This window comes from Acuticoccus sp. MNP-M23 (assembly GCF_031195445.1).
In the GTDB taxonomy this organism is placed as follows: domain Bacteria; phylum Pseudomonadota; class Alphaproteobacteria; order Rhizobiales; family Amorphaceae; genus Acuticoccus.
The window spans coordinates 1,666,578-1,685,401 of the sequence record NZ_CP133480.1 but is presented as its reverse complement, the minus strand read 5'-3'; the positions used below and the strand labels follow the sequence as shown (position 1 = coordinate 1,685,401).

The following is an 18,824-nucleotide window of genomic DNA, read 5'->3' as shown; positions in this document are numbered from 1 at the left end:
GTCAGGTCTCCTGAAGGTTGGCTGTTGCATCGACGGCGCGCGGGGCGTCCTCGATCGCGAGGGTCAGAGCGGGAAAATCGTTGAGGATGGCCATGCGGATTTCATGGCCGGCACGCAGGTGGCGCTGCATCATGCTCTGCGCCCGCACCGGGTCGCGCTCGATGATGGCCGCCGAAATGGTCAGGTGTTCGCCGATGGACGCCGCGATGCGCGAGGTTTCGTCCCGCTCGGTCATCGACAAAAGCACCTCGATCATCAGCCGCACCTGCGAATATTGCCGCTGCAGGAGCCGGTTGCGCGAGGAGCGGACGATTTCGAGGTGGAGTTCGTGACCGAGCGCCTTCGACTGCGCCGCTTCGTCGGAACCAAGCGTGCGCCCGTCCAGCTGGCTGAGCGCGCCGTCGATCTCGCGCAGCCTTTGCGTGGGCCCGCGCAGCGCGGCGAGCGAGGCCGCGAGGGCCTCCAGCGCAAACCGCACCTCGAAAATCTCGCGCACATCGTCGAGGCCGAGACGGCGCACGAAGGTGCCGCGCTTGGGCTCGATGCTGACGATCCCGTCACGCGCCAGATCGTGCAGCGCCTCGCGGACTGGGGTGCGCCCGATGCCGGTGAGTTCGGACAGCGAGCGTTCCGACAGCGGCGTGTCGGGATCGAGCCCGCCGGAAATGGTGAGCGCGACGATGCGGCGCTTGGCTTCCTCGCGCGTCAGCGTCTTCATGCGGCGCGCTGCCAGCCGGCCAGCGCATCGCGCACCAGCGCAACGTCCGCCTCGGTGTTGTAGCCGTGCGTGGCGAGGCGCAGCTGCCCGCGGCGCACGGTGTGGATCACCCCCGCCTCGGCAAGACGCGCCGACAAGGGTTCGACCCACGCCGTGCTGGAAAAGCCGTGGCCGCCCGCGTCCAGCGGCCCGGCGGTCACGATGTGGGATGTTTCGTGCGCATCCGCCGGCTGGCTGACCGGCGTTGCCCCGGCAGCATGCAGCGCCGCGCGCAGACCCTCGGCCACCATCAATGCCTGCCGCTCGACGGTGTCCGCGCCCACGCCCGCCAGCAGCGCCATCGCCGCATCCACGGCGTAGGCGCCGGCAAGGTTGTAGCTTCCCACCTCAAAGCGGCGGGCACCCGGCTGGAGGCGGTAATCATACGCACCGATGGCCGAGGCATCGTCGTTTTCGGCGGCGACCGCGGGGCGGGAGAGGTAGGCCGGCTCCAGCCGGTCCACCCAGCGGCTGGAGACATAAAGAAACCCTGCGCCATAGATGCCGAGAAGGCCCTTGCTGGTGGAGGTGGCGAAGGCGTCGACATTCTCGGCCTCCACATCGTGGCAAAGGATGCCGGCGCTCTGCACCCCGTCCACCAGAAACAGCGCATCGTGCCTGCGGGCCGCCGCCCCAAGCCGGGCAAGGTCCGCCCGGTAGCCCGGCGCAAAGCTCACCGAAGCGCACGATACCATCCGCGTGGAGGCATCCATCGCATCAGCCATGGCCGCCTGGTCGATCCGGCCGTTGACGGGGGGAACGTCGCGCAGGGTGACGCCGCGCTTTTTCAGCCGCAGCCAGGGGTAGATGTTGTTGGGATGCTCCAGCGCCAGGCAGACGACAGCGTTGTCGCCCGCCTTCCAGTCCATCGCGCAGACCACGGCGTTGATCCCGTCGGAGACGTTGCGGCCGAAGGCGATCTCGTCCGCCGATGCGCCAATCATTGCGGCAAAGGCCTTCCGCGCGGCCGTGACGTGGGTCTCGTGGCCGACCCGCGTTGCGTTGCCGCCGGCCATCCCGGTGAGAAAGTCGTCCACCGCGTCGCGCACCCTGTCGTGCAGGATCGCCTTGTCGCAGATCGACAGGTAGGCGCCGGACTGCAAGGCCGGAAAGCCTTCGCGAAACGCGGCGAGAGAGAGAGGGATGGCGACGTCGTTCATGCTGATCCGGGTTGTGCAATTCAAGTGCCATGCTGCTGCCATGCCAGCGGAATGTCAATTCGGCGGCATTGGTTGGCCTGCGGGGACCGGGCGAGGCGAGGTGCCGCCGGAACAATCATCGCCGCCGCGGCGCTGCGTGCTGCGGGCCAACCAGCCATGCGTGCCGATCTCTGCCCTTGGAAACCGGCCGCGCTCCCAGTAACAACGCTGGCATGAGCACCAGCACCGCGCCCGCACAGACCGAAACCTTCCTCGACCGCTGCAAGGAGGCCGCCGCCGCGCTCAGCGCGCTGATGGAGCCGACGCCGCTGCAGCGCAACGCGTTCCTGTCCGAACGCTACGGGGCGGACATCATTCTGAAGCGCGAGGACCTCACCCCGGTGCGGTCCTACAAGCTGCGCGGGGCGGCCAACTTCTTTCGCAAGGCGCTCACCGCAGACCCGACGCTGAAGAACTTCGTCTGCGCCTCCGCCGGCAACCACGCTCAGGGTTTCGCCTATGTGGCAAACCACTACGGGGTGACGGGCACGGTGTTCATGCCCACCACCACGCCCAAGCAAAAGATCTACAAGACGCAGACCTTTGGCGGCGACAACATCACCGTCCGGCTGATTGGCGACACGTTCGATCAATCCTACGCTGCGGCCAAGAAATTCTCGGCTGAACAGGGTGCCACCTTCGTGCCCCCGTTCGATCACCCGGACATCATCGAGGGTCAGGCAAGCGTCGGCCTCGAAATTCTGGCAGCCATGGCCGAGAAGCCGGATGTGCTGATCCTGCCCGTCGGCGGCGGGGGACTGGCCGCCGGCGTGGTGCAGGTGTTCGCCGCCATGTCGCCGGACACCGAGATCGTGTTCGTGGAGCCGGCCGGGGCACCGTCATTCCAGAAGAGCCTCATCAGCGGGCACCTGGTGACGCTGGATGGCGTCGACACGTTTGTGGACGGTGCGGCAGTCGGCAGGATGGGCGAGCACACCTTTGCGGTCCTCAAGGACCGGCATCCGGCGCAGGTGGTCCTCGTGCCGGAAGACCGCGTCTGCGAAACCATCCTTGAAATGCTGAACATCGAGGGCATCGTGCTGGAGCCCGCCGGGGCGCTGGAAATCGACGCGCTGCGCTCGCTCCCGCCGGAGCGGATCCGCGGCCGGAAGATCGTCTGCGTCACCTCCGGCGGCAATTTCGATTTCGAGCGGCTGCCGGAAGTGAAGGAGCGCGCGCTGCGCTCCGCGGGCCTGAAGAAATACTACATCCTGCGGATGCCTCAGCGCCCCGGTGCCCTGCGCGACCTGCTCGACCTTCTCGGCCCGGACGACGACATCACCCGCTTCGAGTATCTGAAGAAGTCGGCCCGCAACTTCGGCTCGATCCTCATCGGCATCGAATCCAACGCACAGAGCAATTTCCAGACACTGACGGCACGGCTGGACAGCGCCGGCTTCATCTACCGCGACATCACCGATGACGAGGTGGTCGCCGGCGTCCTGATCTAGGCCCGCAGCGCCCGCGCCTCCGGCCCCGGAAGCGCCGCTGCGCTGTCCGCAGCCGGCGGCTGCATTGCAGCGCCCAGCGCCACGTTCTCGCCAATGAACACCAGCGCGGGCGCCGAAAAGCCCTCGTCCGCCGCGTCGGCTGCAACCCGCTCCAGGGACGACACCAGCACCCGTTCGTCCGGCAAGGTGGCAGACATCACCACCGCCGCCGGCGTGCGTGCGCCAAGCCCGCCAGCCATCAGCGCGGCGGCAATGCGGCCAAGGTTGGCAAGGCCCATGTAGACGACAATGGGCTGGCCGAGGCGGGCGAGCGCTGCCCAGTCCACCGCATCGGGCGGGGTGGGCTTGTCGTCCGCGGTCGCGCAGTTACCGGTCACCAGCACCACCGCACGGTTGACGCCCCGCGCCGTCGCCGGCAGCAGCGCACTGGCCGAAGCGCCCAGCGCCGACGTCACCCCCGGCAGCACGCGCAGCGGCACGTCCGCCTCGCGCAGCGCCAGCACCTCCTCCGCGCCCCGGCCGAACACGAACGGGTCGCCGCCCTTCAGCCGCAGCACCCGCCGACCGTCCCGCGCCAGAGAGATCAGCAGCGCATTGATTTCGGGCTGCTTGGGCGAGGGGTGCCAGCCGCGCTTGCCCATGGCAAAGCACTCCGCGCGCACACCGGTCAGCATGTCGGCGTCAATCAGCGCATCGTGGACAATGGCGTCGGCGCATTCCATCGCGGCCACAACGCCGAGCGTCATCGTTTCCAGCCCGCCTGGCCCGGCGCCCGCAATCCACACGTGCCCCGGCCGGAAGCCTGCGGTGGACGGCCGCAGGCGCGCCAGAACGGATTGCGCAAACGCGCTCAAGACGTGCTCTCCAGGCCGCGGAAGCGCCGCACATAATCTGCATCGTAAAGCGCACTTTCGCGAAACTCGGTGGTGCCCAGCGTCAAACCCACAAAGATGAGCGCGGTGCGGGCGATGGGATCGTCCGCCAGCGCAGCCTCGATGGTTCCGAGCGTGGCCCGCACGACCCGCTCATCGGCCCAGGTGGCGCGTGCCACCACAATGGCCGGGCAGTCCGCCCCCAGGACCGGCAGCAATTCAGCCACCACCCGGTCCAGCGCATGAATGGCAAGGTGGATCGCCAGCGGCGCGCCCGTTGCCGCGAATGCGGCCAGCCGCTCCCCCTCCGGCATGGGCGACGCGCGGCCCGAAATGCGGGTGAGCACAAGGCTCTGCGCCTGTCCCGGCACGGTCAGCTCACAGCCGAGCGATGCGGCCGCCCCCGCAAAGGCCGGCACGCCGGGCACGATGGTCCACGCAATGCCCAGCCGGGAGAGCCGCCGGGTCTGCTCACCCACCGCGCTCCACACCGAAGGGTCGCCCGAGTGGAGCCGCGCCACGTCGTGCCCCGCCGCGTCGGCGGCCACATATTCGGCCTCGATCTCGTCCAGCGACAATGCGGCGGTGTTGACCATGCGCCCATCGGCCGGGCAGTGCGTCAGAAGCTCCGGCGGCACGATGGAGCCGGCGTAAAGGCACACCGGGCACGACGCCAGCAGCCGCTGTCCGCGCACGGTGATGAGGTCCGCCGCCCCCGGTCCGGCACCGATGAAATGGACGGTCATGCCGTTTCTCCCGCAGCGGCAGGCGCTGCCGACGCATAGGTGATGGTGTCGCCGCCGATGCGGCTGCCCCAGCCCGGCACCAGCACCAGCGAAAAATACGGCGCCGCATCGTCCGGCTTGTCGGCCAGCGGAACATGGTGGCTGCCCGCCATCGTGCCGCGCTCCACGTAGACGGCGTGGTGCAGGCGGCCGACCGAGGCCAGCGCCCGGCGGATGCGACCGAGGTTTCGACCCACTTTCATGATGACGGCCGCCTCCACTTCGGCAAGGCGGGCGGCCAGCGCATCTTCGGCCAGTGTGCCGGGGAGGATCGCCATCATCTCGTCGCCCTGCACCAGCGGGAGCCCGGCTTGCGACCAGCAGCCGGACATCGCCGTCACGCCGGGGATGACCTCGCTCGGATAGGCCCGCGCCAGCCGCACGTGCAGGTGCATGTACGAGCCGTAAAACAGCGGATCCCCTTCCGACAGGACGGCCACCGACTGTCCGGCGTCGAGTGCCGCTGCCACCCGCGCCGCGCTTTCCTCGTAGAACGCGGTGATGGCGCTGCGGTATTCGGTGCTGGCGGCCGGCATCTCCGTGGTGACGGGATATTCCAGCGCCATCTCGCGCATGCCGGGGCGCAAGGCCGCGTCCACCGTGGTGCGCGCATTGCCCTTGCGGCCGCGCTTGGCGAAATAGGCGACCACATCGGCCTCCTTCAGCACCCGCGCGGCCTTGAGGGTGAGGAGTTCGGGGTCGCCCGGCCCCGTGCCGACACCCCACAGCTTGCCCGGCGCCGAGCCGCGATCCGTCATGCGTGGCTCTCCGCCATCAAGAGTGTTGCCGTGCTTCATTCAGATCCCCGGCCGCGCCAGTGCGTTGACGCAGGCTGCCGTGATGGCCGATCCGCCCAGCCGCCCGCGCACGATGGCAAATGGCACGTCGATCCCGGCCTCCGCCAGCGCCTCTTTGGATTCCAGCGCGCCGACGAACCCCACCGGCATCCCCAGAATGGCCGCAGGCTTCGGCGCCCCGCCCTTCAGCATGGCGATGAGGTGGAAGAGGGCCGTCGGCGCATTGCCGATGGCAACCAACGCACCGGCCAGATGCGGCCGCCACAGTTCCAGCGCCGCGGCGGAGCGGGTGTTGCCCATTTCCGCGGCCAGCCCGCGCGTCGCAGGGTCGTTGAGCGTACAGATGACGGCGTTGTCCGCCGGCAGGCGGGCGCGGGTGATGCCGCGCACCACCATCTCCGCATCCGCCAGAATGGGCGCGCCGGCCTCCAGCGCCGCCCGGCCGGCATCGGCAAAGCCCGGCGAGAAGTGGAAGGTGGCCGCCGCCTCAACCAGCCCGCAGGCGTGGATCATGCGGATGGCGAGCCCCGCCTCCGCGTCTGAGAAGCGCGATAGGTCGGCCTCAGCGCGGATGATCGCAAACGAGCGGCGGTAGATCTCCGTGCCGTCGCGCACGTGGTCTTCGAGGCTGGCGCCACCGGATGCGGCCGGCACACCAAGCGCACCCGGCGAAAGGGGGGTGAGCGCGGTCATTCGGCGGCCTCCCGGCGGGTGATGCCGAGCGCGGTGCCGGCGGCTTCGGCAAGCATGTCGAGCGCCATGTCGGTGCTGTTGCGCAAGGGGTGCCAGAGGCCGCGGCGGCGGGCATCGGCGAGGCGTTTGGCGATGGCGCGCGCGGCTTCCGGGTTCTGGTAGAGCAGGAAGTCGCGCACTTCGCGGTCCTCGACATAAGCCTCGTGGAGAAGGCCGATCAGTTCGCCGGACACTGCGCCCGTGGTTTCGGCAAAGCCGACCAGCCGGTCCACCGTCTCGGCAAGATCGGATGCGCCGCGCGGCCCGTGGCGCATCTGGCCGCGGATGTAGCGTGGGTTGATGGCGCGCGCCCGCACGGTCCGCGCCAGAGCCCGCGACAGGCTGCGCGCCTGCGGCCGTGCCGGGTCGGTGGTGTCCAGCGAGACGAGATCCGCCGCGCCGCCAAGGCTCGTCACCGCCGCCGCAAAGCCGCCGATGAACGCTGCATCCGCCGAACCTTCGAGGAGGTCGCGCGCGGGATCGTCGCCGGTGTGGACGAGCCCTTCGGCGCCCGCCACCCGTGCTGCGAAGGCGCCGGGGGCAGCCTTGGCATCGCCATCGGCTCCCAGCGTGTGGCTGGCGGCGGCGAGGTAGGCGGCGCCGATCTCGTCGGCATTGTCCCAGTCGCCGGACTGGAGCAGGGCTTCGGCACCGCTGCCGTAGGTGCCGGGCGCGGAGGAAAAGACACGGGCGGCCGGTTCGCCGCGCGCGATGGCTTCGGCGAGGGGGTTGTCGCCCTCCTCCTCGTCGCGGGCGGCGACGGCATCGGCAGCGGCCACCAGCAGCGCCACCTGCGCGGGGAACATGTCGCGGAAGAGGCCGGAGACACGGAAGGTCACATCCACCCGCGGACGGCCGAAGAGGGCCGGCGGCAAAACCTCCACGCCGGTGACGCGGCCGCTGGCGTGGTCCCAGCGCGGGCGGCAGCCCATCAGCGCCAGACCCTGGGCGATTTCCTCGCCGCCGGTGCGCAGGCTGGCACTGCCCCACAGGTCGACCACCAGCCGTGCCGGAAAGTCCCCGTGCTCCTGCATGAAGTAGCGCACCACCTCGTCGGCGGAGGCGCGGCCCACGGTTGCGGCGGTGGGCGTCGGCATCGCGCGCGGGTCGAGCGTGTAGAGGTTGCGGCCGGTGGGGTGGACGTCCGCCCGCCCCCGCGCCGGCGCGCCCGACGGCCCCGGCGGCACGAAATTGCCGGCCAGCGCCACCAGCAGCGCCGTGCGCTCGCCCTCGGCGCTCGCCTGCCGGGCACGGGTTTCGGCCGGGTCAGCGTCCTCGGCCATGACGTCGGCGCGGCCATAGATATGCTGGCCGTCCTTCAACGCGAAATCCTTGATGTCGCAGAGCCAGCCGTCGATCGCCTTCAGCGCCTCGCCCGGTCCGCCGCCGGGGGCGACGCCCGCCACACGGTCGAGGCCCGTGCGCGCCGCCTCGTCCAGAATGACGCGCTCCAGGCGGTCGCGCCGCGCGGGATCGAGGCCATCGGCCTGCGCGTATTCGTCCACCAGACGCTCCAGCGCCTCCTCGTCGTCGGTCAGCCCGGCGCCCACCAGCGGCGGCGGCAGGTGCCCCAGCGTGACGGCGGCAATGCGCCGCTTGGCCTGCGCCGCCTCGCCGGGGTTGGAGACGATGAAGGGGTAGACGACCGGCACGGTGCCGGTGACGATCTGCGGGAAACAGTCCGGCCCCAATGCCACCGCCTTGCCGGGCAGCCACTCCAGAGTGCCGTGCGCGCCCACATGCACCAGCGCATGGGCCTCGAGCCCCCCGGCCTCGCGGGGTGCGCGCATAAAATGGCCGAACGCAAGAAGGTCGTGCGTCGGGGCAAGGTCGGGGTCGTGATAGTCCGCCCGGCGGTCGGAGGCGCGGCCCCGGTCAGGTGCCAGCGCAACGGTGATGTTGCCGAAGGTGGCGCAGCGCAGCATCAGGGGCGCACCATCCGGCTGGCCCCATGCGGCGTCCACCTTCGCCCGTGCCGCCTCGGGCAGCTCTGCGAAGGCCGAAGCCCATGCGCTGCCGGGCAGCACTTCGCGCGGGGTGCGCAGCATCGCCATCAGGTCGCGCGGTTCGGCGGGGATGCCGTCCACCGCATAGCCCGCTGCGGCAAGGTCGTGCAGCATGGCAAGGACGCTCATGGGCACGTCGAGGCCGACGGCGTAGCCCGTCCGCCCGTCCGCGCCCGGATAGTCCGGCATCACCACCAGAAGCCGGCGTTCGGCGGCTGGCGTCTGCCGCAGGCGCACCAGTGCGGCGACGCGGTCCGCCACGGCTTCGATGCGGGAGGGTTCCGGCGTGTGGCGCTGGGCGCGCCAGCCGAGCGGCGAGGCGTCGTCCTCGGCCGGGTCGTCCTTGAAGGAGATGGCGCCGGCCATCACCCGGCCATCCAGCTCCGGCAGGACGACGTGCATCGCAATGTCGGATGCGGTGAGGCCGCGCTCAGAGCCTGCCCAGGCGCTGCGGGTGGTGGTCGCGAGTGCGGCCTGGAACACCGGCACGCCCAGCCGCTCGAACAGCGGCAGGCCGTCGCCGCCGCCCGCCGCTGCAAACGCCGTGGTGGTCACGATGGCCTCCGGCTTCACCGCCTCCACGGCGCGGGCGAGGAAGGCGGCCACATCGTCGCCCTTGAGGCTTGGCACGAACAGCGGCACGGCCGCCATGCCGCGCGCCGCCAGCGCCCCGGCAAGGGCGTGAACGGGCGCGATGTCTTCAGCCAGCAGGAGCGAGCGGTAGAACGGCACCAGCACGGCGGGCCTTTCGGCCACAGCGTCCGGCAGGTCGACGATGCCCTCGCCCGGCAGATAGCAGCCCATGCGCGGGACCGGCACGGCTTCGCGCTGTGGCGCATCGTGCCCGGCAAGGCGGGAAAGGCGGGCGACGAGGCCGTCCATGTTGTCCGGCCCGCCCTCGCGGAAAAAGCCGAGCAGGGCCTCTATTTCCTCGGCGGGCACGGTGGAGAGGCGCGCCAGCTCATCGTCCCGCTCGCTGCATTCGCCGGGGAGAAGCGCCAGCGCGATGCCTTTCTTGCGGGCCATCGCGGACAGCCGCTCCGCACCATAAGACCACCAGTTGTAGCCGCCCAGAACCCGCACGAGGATTGCCCTGGCGCCCGACGCGGTGTTCTCGGTCCACAGGTCCACCGACATCGGGTGTTTGAGGTGGCGCAGCGCGGCGAGCCGCATTTCCGGGCCGCCGTCCGCCCGTGTATGGGCCGCTGCAAGTCCGGCAAGGTCGGAATCGGAGAAGGACAGGACGGCAAGGTCCGCCGGGGCCTGCCCCAGGTCGACAGGCTCCAGCGCCCCGTCCAGCGAGGCCGCGGTGATGTTGGCGATATGCACCCGGCCCGGCCCCGATCAGCCCAGGAGGACGCGTTCGACCGCGGCGCGGTCGATGTCGTGGAGGCCGATCACCACGAGGCGTGTGGCACGGGTTTCATCCGCGCTCCACGCCCGGTCGAAGTGGGAGGTGACGCGCGCGCCAACCCCCTGCACCAGAAGGCGCATCCGCTTGCCAGACACTTCGGCGAAGCCCTTGATGCGCAGAACGTCCGGCAGTGCACCCGCCGCCTCGACGCGGGCGACAAGCGTCTCGGCGCTCTCCACCGCGGGGAGCGTGACGATGAAGGTGTCGAAGTCGTCGTGCTCGTGGTCGTCCGCGCCGTCGTGGTGGCTGTAGCGGCTCTCGATCACATCCTCCGTCGCGGCGCCGAGGCCGAGGAGAATGTCCGGGCTGATCGCCCCGTTCTCGGACGGCACCACCTTCACCGAAGCGCCCAGATGCGCGCCGAGCCGCTCTTTCGCGGCGGCAAGGCCCGCAGTGTCGACGAGGTCGGTCTTCGACAGGATCACGAGGTCGGCGCAGGCGATCTGGTCGTCGAACACCTCCTCGATGGGGTCGTCATGGTCGAGCGTCTCATCGGCGGCGCGCTGGGCGTCGAGCGCAGCGGGATCGTGCGCGACGAGGCCGCGGGCCAGCGCATCGGCGTCGGCAACCGTGATCACGCCGTCCACCGTCACCCGCGCGCGGATGGCGGGCCAGTTGAACGCCTGCACCAGCGGCTTGGGGAGTGCGAGGCCGGACGTCTCGATGAGGATGTGCTCCACCATCGGCTCGCGCGACAGGATCGCGTCCAGCGCAGGCTGGAAATCGTCCGCCACGGTGCAGCAGATGCAGCCGTTGGCCAGCTCGACGACGTTCTCCTCCGGGCAGGTGTCGATCCCGCAGCCGCGCAGAACTTCGCCGTCTATGCCGACGTCGCCGAATTCGTTGACGATGACCGCGAACCGCCGTCCGCCCGCATTTTCGAGGATGTGGCGCAGGATCGTCGTCTTGCCCGAGCCGAGGAAGCCGGTGACGACCGTGCAGGGCACGCGCGCCCGCGCACCGGCCAGAACGCCAGTGGGAACCGCCGGGGCGGGTGTGTCGAGGCTCATGATACGGCCTTTCCGGTGGCTGAAGGGAGCGGTGGGACGCGGGAGACCATACCGGATTTCAGGCATTGCGGGCGGCCGCGCCAGGGCATCACGCCGCCACGCGCTTCGGCCAGAAGCCGTGCGCCCTCGATCAGGTCGGCGGCATTGTCCTCGGCCAGGTCGCCGAAAACGTAGGTCCAGCCGTCTTCCGCCACAAAGGCGGCAGACAGGCGGCGCTTGCAGTTGCCGAGGCACTCGTGGCCGATCACGGTGGCGGCGCCGTCGTTGGCGGCCTCCACGCCCGCAAGCAGGCGCTGACCGGGGCGCGGGTCGCTGTCCGCGCCGTCGGCATTGCGGCAGCTTGTGCAGACCAGCAGCGTTACGGGTGAGGGCGCGCCATGCGGCTCGTCCTGCGGCGCCGCGTCCGTCGTCGCCATGGTGGCGGACGGGGCGGTCGCCGTCATCGTTGATGACGTCATTCTTCCCTCCGTCTCCAGTGTCCCCGCTGGAGGTTGGTTGGTTTCGCGCGCCTTCCGGCAGGTTTCCTGGCTCGCGGCTCGAACGCTGGTCCGCCGCCTTCCCGCTCCGGCCCGGGGGCGCGGATCAGTGGCAGTTGGCGGTCAGCTCGCCGCTCACAGTTGCGGGCACAGCCGGGGAGTTGAGCGAAAGCCCGCACCCCGTTCCCTTCTCCGGCACGCACGCAAACACGTCGCGCCCCGGCACCGTTGGCAGAGGCCATCTGCTGTCATGGCCCCGTGGGTGTCAAGCTGGACCGCGGCGCCGGGCCGCGCGGCAGACATGCCCGTCATTCCGCAATCGGGCTTGCCAGCGCCCTTTCCTCGCGCGAAAGCAACGCCATGAGCGCACCACTTGCCATCACCATGGGCGAACCCGCCGGCATCGGCGGCGAAATCACCCTCGCCGCCTGGGCCACCCGGCGCCTGCCGCCCTTCGTTCTGATCGACGACCCGGCGCGGGTCCGGGCGCTCGCCACCACGCTGGGGCTGAACGTGCCGGTCGAGGCCGTGAACGGTCCCGCCGAGGCCGCCGAGGTCTTTGCCCGCGCGCTCCCCGTCCTGCCGCTGTCCGAACCCGTGCCGCTGGCGCTCGGCACGCCGTCGGGCGGCACCGCGCCGGCCGTGCTGGAATCCATCCGCACCGCCGTTTCGCTCGCCATGTCGGGGGCGGCCGGCGCGGTCGTGACCAACCCGATCCACAAGGCCGTGCTGATCGACGCCGGCTTCCGCCATCCCGGCCACACCGAATTTCTGGCTGAGCTGGGCGGCGTCCCGCGCACCGTGATGATGCTTGCCGGGCCGGACCTCCGCGTCGTTCCCGTCACCATCCACATTGCGCTGAAGGCCGTGCCCGCTGCCCTCACGGCGGACGAGATCATCGAGACCGGCCGCATCGTCGCTAGAGCGCTGCGGCAGGATTTCGGCATCGGGAGCCCGCGCATTGCGGTGGCGGGCCTCAACCCCCACGCCGGTGAAGACGGCAAGATGGGCACCGAGGACCGCGACATCATCGCCCCCGCCGTCGCCACCTTGCAGGCCGACGGCATTGCCGCATTCGGACCCCTGTCAGCCGACACGCTGTTCCACGCCCGCGCCCGCGCCACCTACGACGCCGCGCTGTGCATGTATCACGATCAGGCGCTGATCCCGATCAAGACGCTGGCGTTCGACGAGGGCGTCAACGTCACCCTCGGCCTGCCGTTCGTGCGCACCTCGCCCGACCACGGCACCGCGCTCGACATCGCCGGCAAGGCCATCGCCCGGCCGGACAGCCTGATTGCTGCCATCAACCTCGCCGCGGACCACGCCGCGCGCCGCTTCGGAAAGACACAATGACCCCGCAAAGCCCCCGTCTCGGCGTCAACATCGACCACATCGCCACCATCCGCAACGCACGCGGCGGCGACAATCCGGACCCGGTGCGGGGCGCGCTGATCGCAATGGAACACGGCGCCGACGGCATCACCGCGCACCTGCGCGAAGACCGCCGCCACATCCGCGACGAGGACATGAGCCGCCTGCGCGCCGAAGTGCCGCTGAAGCTCAATTTCGAGATGGCGGTCACCGAGGAGATGCTGACGCTCGCCCGCGAGATCTCCCCCCACGCCTGCTGCCTGGTGCCTGAGAACCGCGCCGAGATCACCACCGAGGGCGGGCTCGACGCCATTGCCGCCGGCAACGTCCTGCCGGACTATGTGGCCCGCCTTGCCGACGCCGGGATCCGCGTCTCGCTCTTCATCGACCCGGATGTGGCGCAGGTGGAAATGGCCGCCCGTGTCAAAGCGCCGGTGATCGAGCTGCACACCGGCCGGTTCTGCGAGGCCACGGGCGAGGAGCGGGCGCGTGAGCTGAAGCGCCTCACGGAGGCTGCCCGCGTCGCGGAAGAACTCGGCATCGAATGCCATGCCGGCCATGGGCTGACGTTCGACACCATCGCGCCCGTCGCCGCGATCCCGCAGATCCTGGAATTCAACATCGGCCATTTTCTGGTGGGCGAGGGGGTGATGATCGGCTTCGGCCCGGCCGTCGCCGAAATGAAACGGCTTATAATTCAGGCGCGTCAGGCCGCATTTGCCTGAGAAGGACGCGGCGGTCGATTTTTCGGCGGATTGACATGTAGGGTTCACAAAGGCGTAGCGCTCTCGTCACACAGAACGGCGAACGCTCCGCCCGGAAACCGCTTCACCGGAGGACCGCATGCGTTCCCTATTGCTGACTGCCCTTCTCGCGACCGCCGCCGCCCCGGCACTCGCCGCCGAACTCCCCAAAGCTGACGCGATGAGCTACGGCTTCCGCCCGGCCTTCCTCATCGACACGATGGAAGACGGCGACCTCAAGGAGAAGCTTCTCTCCTGCGCGGGCCAGACGCCCTCTCGCACCACCTTTTCCATCGGACACCGCGGCGCACCGCTGATGTTCCCCGAGCACACGGTGGAATCAAACGTGGCCGCTGCCCGCATGGGCGCCGGCATCCTTGAGTGCGACGTCACCTTCACGGCCGACAAGGAGCTCGTCTGCCGTCACGCGCAGAACGACCTCCACACCACCACCAACATCGTCGCCACCGACCTAGGTGCAAAGTGCACGACGCCGTTCACCCCGGCCGAAGGCGACACCCCCGCTGCCGCCGAGTGCCGCACGTCCGACCTGACGCTCGCCGAGTTCAAGACGCTGGCGCCCAAGATGGACGCTGCCGACAAGACCGCGACCACCGCCGAAGACTATCTCGGCGGCACCGCCGATTTCCGCACCGACCTTTACGTGGACGACACGACGCTCCTGACGCACGCGGAATCCATCGAGCTGTTCAAGTCGTTCGGTGCCAAGTTCACGCCGGAGCTGAAGTCCGCCTCGGTCGACATGCCCTATGACGGGTTCACGCAGGCGGATTACGCCCAGAAGCTGATCGACGAGTACAAGGCCGCCGGCGTTCCCGCGTCCGACGTGTGGGCCCAGTCGTTCAACCTCGACGACGTCAAGTACTGGATCGAGAACGAGCCGGAATTCGGCGCGCAGGCCGTCTACCTCGACGACCGCTATGAAGCGTTCGACGACGACGAGGGCGAGATCGACCCCAACGACCCCGCCACCTTCAAGCCGACCATGCAGGAACTGGCGGACATGGGCGTCAACTACATCGCCCCGCCCATCTGGATGATGCTCACCCTCGATGACAGCGGCGAGATCGTGCCCTCCGCCTACGCCAAGGAAGCCAAGGCCGCCGGCCTCAAGCTGATCGCATGGTCGCTGGAGCGCTCCGGCCCGCTGGAGAGCGGCGGCGGCTGGTACTACAAGTCCATCGCCGACGCCATCGACGACGATTCCGATTACCTGAAGGTCGTCGATGTTCTGGCGCAGGACGTGGGTGTCGAAGGCATCTTCTCCGACTGGCCCGCCACCGTCACCTACTACGCCAACTGCTTCGGCAAGTAGTGCGGACCACGGCGGCCCCTTCCCCAAGGGGCCGCCACGCCATAGTTTTGCGGCGGTAACAGGAGTGCTCCGATGACCGACGCCGAACGCACCGAACTCGAAGCCGCCGCCTTCCGCCGCCTCGTCCAGCATCTGCGCGAACGGACCGACGTGCAGAACATCGACATGATGAATCTCACCGGATTCTGCCGCAACTGCCTCAGCCGCTGGTACGGCGAGGCCGCCGCGGAAAAAGGCATGGACATGGGCAAGGAAGAGGCGCGCGAGATCGTCTACGGGATGCCGTACTCAGAATGGCGCGACCGCTACCAGACCGAGGCGACCGACGCGCAAAAGGCCACCTTTACGGCAAATCCACCGCAGCACTGAGGGTTTGGGCGCATTCCGCGCCCTCCGCCCGGCACGCCGGCGGCCGCTCATGCTGCCGGCGGACGGCTGTCAGAGCGTGCGGGGTGTGAGGCTTGCGCGCTTGCGTGGCAGCTGCGGACTCGCGGCCAGGGCGCGGCGGCGCATCCAGGGGCCGGGTTCTGAGGATTTGGGGTAGTAGCGCGGCACGCCATTGGCACAGCGGCCACGGCGTTTCAGCGGTGTGGGGGCCAGCCGGGTCAGTGGCCGGTCTGCCAGCTCCACGGCACCGCGCTTTCGCCCCAAGGGCTGCCCGGCATTGAATATCTCGGTGCCCTCGTGCCGGTGCCAGGGGGCGGATTCGCCCGCGCCCTGGCCATTCTCGTTACGTCCAACCATCGGTCGCCTCACCGTTGTTGCCGCGGATGAGGCATTAAACCAATGGTTAGGCGTATTGCCAACTCAGAGGTTGTCGAGCCATTCGTCGACCTGCCTGCGCACCTCTTCCTTGGAGTCGCCGTAGCGCTCCTGAATGAGGCCTTCGAGGCGCTCGCGGTCACCCTCAGCCTGGGCAACCTCATCGTCCGTGAGCTTGCCCCATTTGCTCTGAGCCTGTCCGGTAAACTGCTTCCAGTTGCCTTCGACCTGATCCCAATTCATGTGTCCGACTCCTTGGTGACATGGATTGCTCGGTGAACGTCGCCGCAGGCGAAAGAGTTGCACACCCGGCCGTCATTTCATTGCGCATTGCCGCCGCTGTCGAACGCATTGGCGGGCACGGGCCGCGTCAGAAGCCGGCCCGCGCTCTCAGCGCCCGCTCCCGCTCAGCCTCGCGGGTCGCCGTGCGCACTGCGCTGTAGGGCCGTGCTGCCTCAAGCGCCATCATCCGCCGCTGCTCGCGGATGCGGAAGCGCGCGCGATCGCGCTTGTGCATCCGGTAAAGGCCGGGCAGCCGGACCAGGATGCCGAGATAGCGGCCACCCAGCCTGAACGGTTCGGTGGAGGCGCGCCACAACCACTCAAGCCCCATCTTCTGCATGAACGCAGGCGCGCGGCGGATCTCGCCGGACAGGAAATCGAGCCCGCCGCCGATGTTGAGAAACACGCCGTGGCGCACGTTGTCCGCCATTCTGGCCGACCACATCTCCTGCTTGGGCGCACCCAGCGCCACCAGAATGATGTCCGGCCGCACGGTGCGGATCATCTGCGTCAGCTCTGCCTGAATGTCCGGGTCGCGGTCGAAGCCGAACGGCGGCGCGTAAGCGCCCGCGAACTCAAGGCGGGGGTTGTCGGCCTTCAGCCGCTTGGCGGCGGTGTGCAGCCGCTCCATGGTCGAGCCGAACAGGAACACCCGGCGTCCCGCCGCAGCCGCCGCCTGCATCACCGGCCCGATCATGTCCGACCCGGTGACGCGTCCCGGCAGGGGCGTTCCCTCGTGCTCCGACATCCACACGAAGGGCATCCCGTCGGCCGTCACCAGGTCGGCTTCCTCGTAGACGCGGCGGAAGCGCGGGTCCGTGCGCAGCTTCATCACATGGTCGAGGTTGGTGGTCACGACGTTGCGTGCGGGCCTTCTGCCGGACCAGTGGATGATCCGCTCCACGGTCGCCGCCATGTCCAGCCCGCTGACCGATACGCCGAACAGGCGCTGTGTTGGGACAGGCGGCATGTCGTCCGCCATCGCCATGGCTGGTGCCACTGCGGGCGCGGGCGCCTCAGGCACTGGCGGCGCAGGTTGCGCGACGGGGGCATGCGCCGGCGGCCTTGGCTGTGGGGTTGGCGTCGCGCGGGCCGGCGGCGCGGCTTTGCCGCCATACAGGGTTCGGTGGATGCCGCGCGCCAACAGAAAGCCGACGAAAGCACGCCGCAGCAAGGGGTTGTCCATCTTGGTTTTCGCTCCGCCTGCTGTGGCCCGCGCCGAAAGCGACATGCTTTCGGAAGGACCCTTCAATCACAACACTGAACCATCAACGCAAAAAAGCCCGGGCGCGAGCCCGGGCTTTTGAAGTTTTTTCCGGAAAAGCGATCCGCCGGCGTGGCGGACCGCTGCTTCCGAGGGCCGATTACATGCGGCCGGTGCCGAATTCGGGGTAGGCAAGCACGCCCACTTCCGACTGGTCGAGACCCGCGGCCTCTTCTTCCGGCGTTGCCCGGAGCCCGGTCACACCCGCCAGGATGAGCCACACCACGAGGCTGGAGAAGAACGCCAGGCCACCGATGGCCGCAACGCCGACGAACTGCACGTAGTAGCTGGCGTCGGTGTTGGTCAGCGGCACGATCATCGTGCCCCAGATGCCGGCCACGAGGTGGACCGGGATGGCGCCGACGACATCGTCGATGCGGAGCTTGTCGAGCAGCGGCACGAACACCACCACCAGCACGCCGCCGATACCACCGATCATGGCAGCCTGCGCCATGGTGGGGGTGAGCGGCTCGGCCGTGATGGACACGAGACCGGCCAGCGCGCCGTTGAGCGCCATCGTGACGTCGACCTTACGGTAGAGGAGCTGCGTCAGGATGATGCAGACCACCACGCCGGAAGCCGCTGCGGTGTTGGTGTTGACGAAGATCTTCGCCACCGCGGAGGCATCTTCGATGGTCCCGAGCGCGAGCTGCGAGCCGCCGTTGAAGCCGAACCAGCCGAGCCACAGGATGAACGTACCCAGCGTGGCAAGCGGGATGGACGAACCCGGCATCGGGTGGATCACGCCGTTGGAGCCGAACTTGCCAGCGCGGGCGCCGACAACGATGGCACCGGCAAGCGCTGCCCAGCCACCGACCGAGTGCACCAGCGTGGAGCCGGCGAAGTCGGAGAAGCCCATCTGGTCGAGCCAGCCTGCGCCCCACTCCCAGGAACCGGTGATCGGGTAGAGGATGCCGGTCAGGAAGACGACGAAGATCAGGAACGGCCACAGGCGCATACGCTCGGCCACGGTGCCCGAAACGATCGAGGCCGTGGTGGCGCAGAACACCATCTGGAAGAACCAGTCGGATGCAGCGGCATAATCACCCGAATCCGCGGACGGTGCGGGGATTTCCTTCATGGAGAAGGTGCCGAGATAACCCGAAAGCTGCGCGATGTTGTCGGCAACGTTCACGTTCTCGTACATCAGGTTGTAGCCGAGCAGCCAGAACATGATGCCTGCGATCGAGTACAGCGCGATGTTCTTGAGGCACTGCATGGCTGCGTTCTTGGACCGGACGAGACCGGCTTCCAGCATGGCAAAGCCAGCTGCCATGAACATCACCAGGAAGCCGCCCATCAGGAACAGCAGCGTGTTGAACACGAACGGATTGGGGTCCGTCGGTGCGTCGGACGGACCCGGCTCGGAGTCGGTATCCGTTGCGGAGGCTTCCAGCGCATCGAGGCGCGCCGAAATGGCCGACATGGCGTCGGATGCAGCGTCGGCCGTTGCGGCCCCGGCTGCCTGGACAGCGTCGCCGGTTTCTTCGGCGGCGTTCTCGATGGCATCGCCCGCTTGTTCGGTCTGCGTCTCAACCGAGGCAGCGGGCGGCGTTGTCGTATC

General features: G+C 69.0%; 18 protein-coding genes and 1 riboswitch. Of the genes, 5 read left to right on the top strand and 13 right to left on the bottom strand.

Annotation, left to right across the window (positions count from 1 at the left end):
- Nucleotide 1: 1 nt before the first annotated feature.
- Entirely contained in the window at nt 2-718 is a 717-nt protein-coding gene (locus RDV64_RS07970) for a GntR family transcriptional regulator (protein WP_309198744.1), read from the bottom strand.
- Complete coding sequence (locus RDV64_RS07965; RefSeq protein WP_309198743.1) at nt 715-1,917, bottom strand: aminotransferase class V-fold PLP-dependent enzyme; 1,203 nt, start codon at nt 1,915-1,917, stop codon at nt 715-717. Before RDV64_RS07965 ends, RDV64_RS07970 begins: the two co-directional genes overlap by 4 nt.
- 212 nt (nt 1,918-2,129) lie before the next feature.
- Here RDV64_RS07965 and ilvA point away from each other — a divergent pair, with 212 nt between their 5' ends.
- Nucleotides 2,130-3,407: a threonine ammonia-lyase IlvA gene (gene ilvA, locus RDV64_RS07960; RefSeq protein ID WP_309198742.1), complete on the top strand. Its 1,278-nt coding sequence runs from the start codon at nt 2,130-2,132 to the stop codon at nt 3,405-3,407.
- On the opposite strand, the gene cobA is transcribed toward ilvA, so the two are convergent.
- Genes cobA through RDV64_RS07925 form a run of 7 tightly spaced genes read right to left on the bottom strand, consistent with a single transcriptional unit; the run spans nt 3,404 to nt 11,481 of the window.
- Nucleotides 3,404-4,261 (bottom strand): uroporphyrinogen-III C-methyltransferase, encoded by an 858-nt coding sequence (gene cobA / locus RDV64_RS07955; protein WP_309198741.1) that lies wholly within the window; start codon nt 4,259-4,261, stop codon nt 3,404-3,406. The two genes, ilvA and cobA, sit on opposite strands and share 4 nt — an antisense overlap.
- On the bottom strand, nt 4,258-5,025 hold the full coding sequence (gene cobM, locus RDV64_RS07950; protein WP_309198740.1) for a precorrin-4 C(11)-methyltransferase: 768 nt from the start codon (nt 5,023-5,025) through the stop codon (nt 4,258-4,260). Before cobM ends, cobA begins: the two co-directional genes overlap by 4 nt.
- Nucleotides 5,022-5,822, bottom strand: a complete 801-nt coding sequence (locus tag RDV64_RS07945; RefSeq protein WP_309198739.1) for a precorrin-2 C(20)-methyltransferase — start codon at nt 5,820-5,822, stop codon at nt 5,022-5,024. Before RDV64_RS07945 ends, cobM begins: the two co-directional genes overlap by 4 nt.
- Nucleotides 5,823-5,861: 39 nt before the next feature.
- A complete protein-coding gene (locus RDV64_RS07940; protein WP_309198738.1) occupies nt 5,862-6,554 on the bottom strand; it encodes a precorrin-8X methylmutase in 693 nt (230 codons plus the stop codon).
- Nucleotides 6,551-9,928 (bottom strand): cobaltochelatase subunit CobN, encoded by a 3,378-nt coding sequence (gene cobN, locus RDV64_RS07935; protein ID WP_309198737.1) that lies wholly within the window; start codon nt 9,926-9,928, stop codon nt 6,551-6,553. The genes RDV64_RS07940 and cobN overlap by 4 nt, the downstream gene beginning before the upstream one ends.
- Before the next feature lie 15 nt (nt 9,929-9,943).
- Complete coding sequence (cobW, locus tag RDV64_RS07930; protein ID WP_309198736.1) at nt 9,944-11,023, bottom strand: cobalamin biosynthesis protein CobW; 1,080 nt, start codon at nt 11,021-11,023, stop codon at nt 9,944-9,946.
- Nucleotides 11,020-11,481 (bottom strand): DUF1636 family protein, encoded by a 462-nt coding sequence (locus RDV64_RS07925; RefSeq protein ID WP_309198735.1) that lies wholly within the window; start codon nt 11,479-11,481, stop codon nt 11,020-11,022. Before RDV64_RS07925 ends, cobW begins: the two co-directional genes overlap by 4 nt.
- A 59-nt stretch (nt 11,482-11,540) precedes the next feature.
- A riboswitch (cobalamin riboswitch) is annotated at nt 11,541-11,689 on the bottom strand.
- A 170-nt stretch (nt 11,690-11,859) separates the two neighbouring features.
- Here RDV64_RS07925 and pdxA point away from each other — a divergent pair.
- From pdxA to RDV64_RS07905, 4 genes are all read left to right on the top strand, one after another.
- Complete coding sequence (gene pdxA, locus RDV64_RS07920; RefSeq protein WP_309198734.1) at nt 11,860-12,855, top strand: 4-hydroxythreonine-4-phosphate dehydrogenase PdxA; 996 nt, start codon at nt 11,860-11,862, stop codon at nt 12,853-12,855.
- Nucleotides 12,852-13,598 carry a pyridoxine 5'-phosphate synthase gene (locus tag RDV64_RS07915; protein WP_309198733.1) on the top strand — a complete coding sequence of 249 codons (747 nt, stop codon included), beginning with the start codon at nt 12,852-12,854 and terminating at the stop codon, nt 13,596-13,598. The genes pdxA and RDV64_RS07915 overlap by 4 nt, the downstream gene beginning before the upstream one ends.
- Before the next feature lie 118 nt (nt 13,599-13,716).
- Nucleotides 13,717-14,952 (top strand): glycerophosphodiester phosphodiesterase family protein, encoded by a 1,236-nt coding sequence (locus RDV64_RS07910; RefSeq protein ID WP_309198732.1) that lies wholly within the window; start codon nt 13,717-13,719, stop codon nt 14,950-14,952.
- Nucleotides 14,953-15,024: 72 nt separating this feature from the next.
- The gene (locus RDV64_RS07905; protein ID WP_309198731.1) at nt 15,025-15,321 is read left to right on the top strand and encodes a DUF1244 domain-containing protein; all 297 of its coding nucleotides are present in this window, start codon (nt 15,025-15,027) and stop codon (nt 15,319-15,321) included.
- 69 nt (nt 15,322-15,390) lie between these two features.
- Here the strand turns inward: RDV64_RS07905 and RDV64_RS07900 are convergent, their stop codons facing one another.
- The 4 genes from RDV64_RS07900 to RDV64_RS07885 form a co-directional block, all read right to left on the bottom strand.
- Complete coding sequence (locus tag RDV64_RS07900; RefSeq protein WP_309198730.1) at nt 15,391-15,696, bottom strand: hypothetical protein; 306 nt, start codon at nt 15,694-15,696, stop codon at nt 15,391-15,393.
- 63 nt (nt 15,697-15,759) lie between these two features.
- A complete protein-coding gene (locus tag RDV64_RS07895; RefSeq protein ID WP_309198729.1) occupies nt 15,760-15,957 on the bottom strand; it encodes a CsbD family protein in 198 nt (65 codons plus the stop codon).
- Nucleotides 15,958-16,084: 127 nt separating this feature from the next.
- The gene (locus tag RDV64_RS07890) at nt 16,085-16,966 is read right to left on the bottom strand and encodes a WecB/TagA/CpsF family glycosyltransferase (protein ID WP_309198728.1); all 882 of its coding nucleotides are present in this window, start codon (nt 16,964-16,966) and stop codon (nt 16,085-16,087) included.
- A gap of 394 nt (nt 16,967-17,360) precedes the next feature.
- Nucleotides 17,361-18,686, bottom strand: coding sequence for an ammonium transporter (locus RDV64_RS07885; RefSeq protein WP_375143816.1), 1,326 nt, complete (start codon nt 18,684-18,686; stop codon nt 17,361-17,363).
- Between the last annotated feature and the right edge of the window lie 138 nt (nt 18,687-18,824).

Bases quoted from the DNA above. Each gene is read 5' to 3' on its own strand.
- cobM (WP_309198740.1), bottom strand. From the start codon at position 5,025: ATGACCGTCCATTTCATCGGTGCCGGACCGGGGGCGGCGGACCTCATC.
- RDV64_RS07965 (WP_309198743.1), bottom strand. From the start codon at position 1,917: ATGAACGACGTCGCCATCCCTCTCTCTCTCGCCGCGTTTCGCGAAGGC.
- RDV64_RS07905 (WP_309198731.1), top strand. From the start codon at position 15,025: ATGACCGACGCCGAACGCACCGAACTCGAAGCCGCCGCCTTCCGCCGC.
- RDV64_RS07900 (WP_309198730.1), bottom strand. From the start codon at position 15,696: ATGGTTGGACGTAACGAGAATGGCCAGGGCGCGGGCGAATCCGCCCCC.
- RDV64_RS07895 (WP_309198729.1), bottom strand. From the start codon at position 15,957: ATGAATTGGGATCAGGTCGAAGGCAACTGGAAGCAGTTTACCGGACAG.
- RDV64_RS07910 (WP_309198732.1), top strand. From the start codon at position 13,717: ATGCGTTCCCTATTGCTGACTGCCCTTCTCGCGACCGCCGCCGCCCCG.
- RDV64_RS07970 (WP_309198744.1), bottom strand. From the start codon at position 718: ATGAAGACGCTGACGCGCGAGGAAGCCAAGCGCCGCATCGTCGCGCTC.
- RDV64_RS07915 (WP_309198733.1), top strand. From the start codon at position 12,852: ATGACCCCGCAAAGCCCCCGTCTCGGCGTCAACATCGACCACATCGCC.
- RDV64_RS07940 (WP_309198738.1), bottom strand. From the start codon at position 6,554: ATGACCGCGCTCACCCCCCTTTCGCCGGGTGCGCTTGGTGTGCCGGCC.
- RDV64_RS07925 (WP_309198735.1), bottom strand. From the start codon at position 11,481: ATGACGTCATCAACGATGACGGCGACCGCCCCGTCCGCCACCATGGCG.
- ilvA (WP_309198742.1), top strand. From the start codon at position 2,130: ATGAGCACCAGCACCGCGCCCGCACAGACCGAAACCTTCCTCGACCGC.
- cobW (WP_309198736.1), bottom strand. From the start codon at position 11,023: ATGAGCCTCGACACACCCGCCCCGGCGGTTCCCACTGGCGTTCTGGCC.
- RDV64_RS07890 (WP_309198728.1), bottom strand. From the start codon at position 16,966: ATGCCGCCTGTCCCAACACAGCGCCTGTTCGGCGTATCGGTCAGCGGG.
- pdxA (WP_309198734.1), top strand. From the start codon at position 11,860: ATGAGCGCACCACTTGCCATCACCATGGGCGAACCCGCCGGCATCGGC.
- RDV64_RS07885 (WP_375143816.1), bottom strand. From the start codon at position 18,686: ATGTCGGCCATTTCGGCGCGCCTCGATGCGCTGGAAGCCTCCGCAACG.
- RDV64_RS07945 (WP_309198739.1), bottom strand. From the start codon at position 5,822: ATGACGGATCGCGGCTCGGCGCCGGGCAAGCTGTGGGGTGTCGGCACG.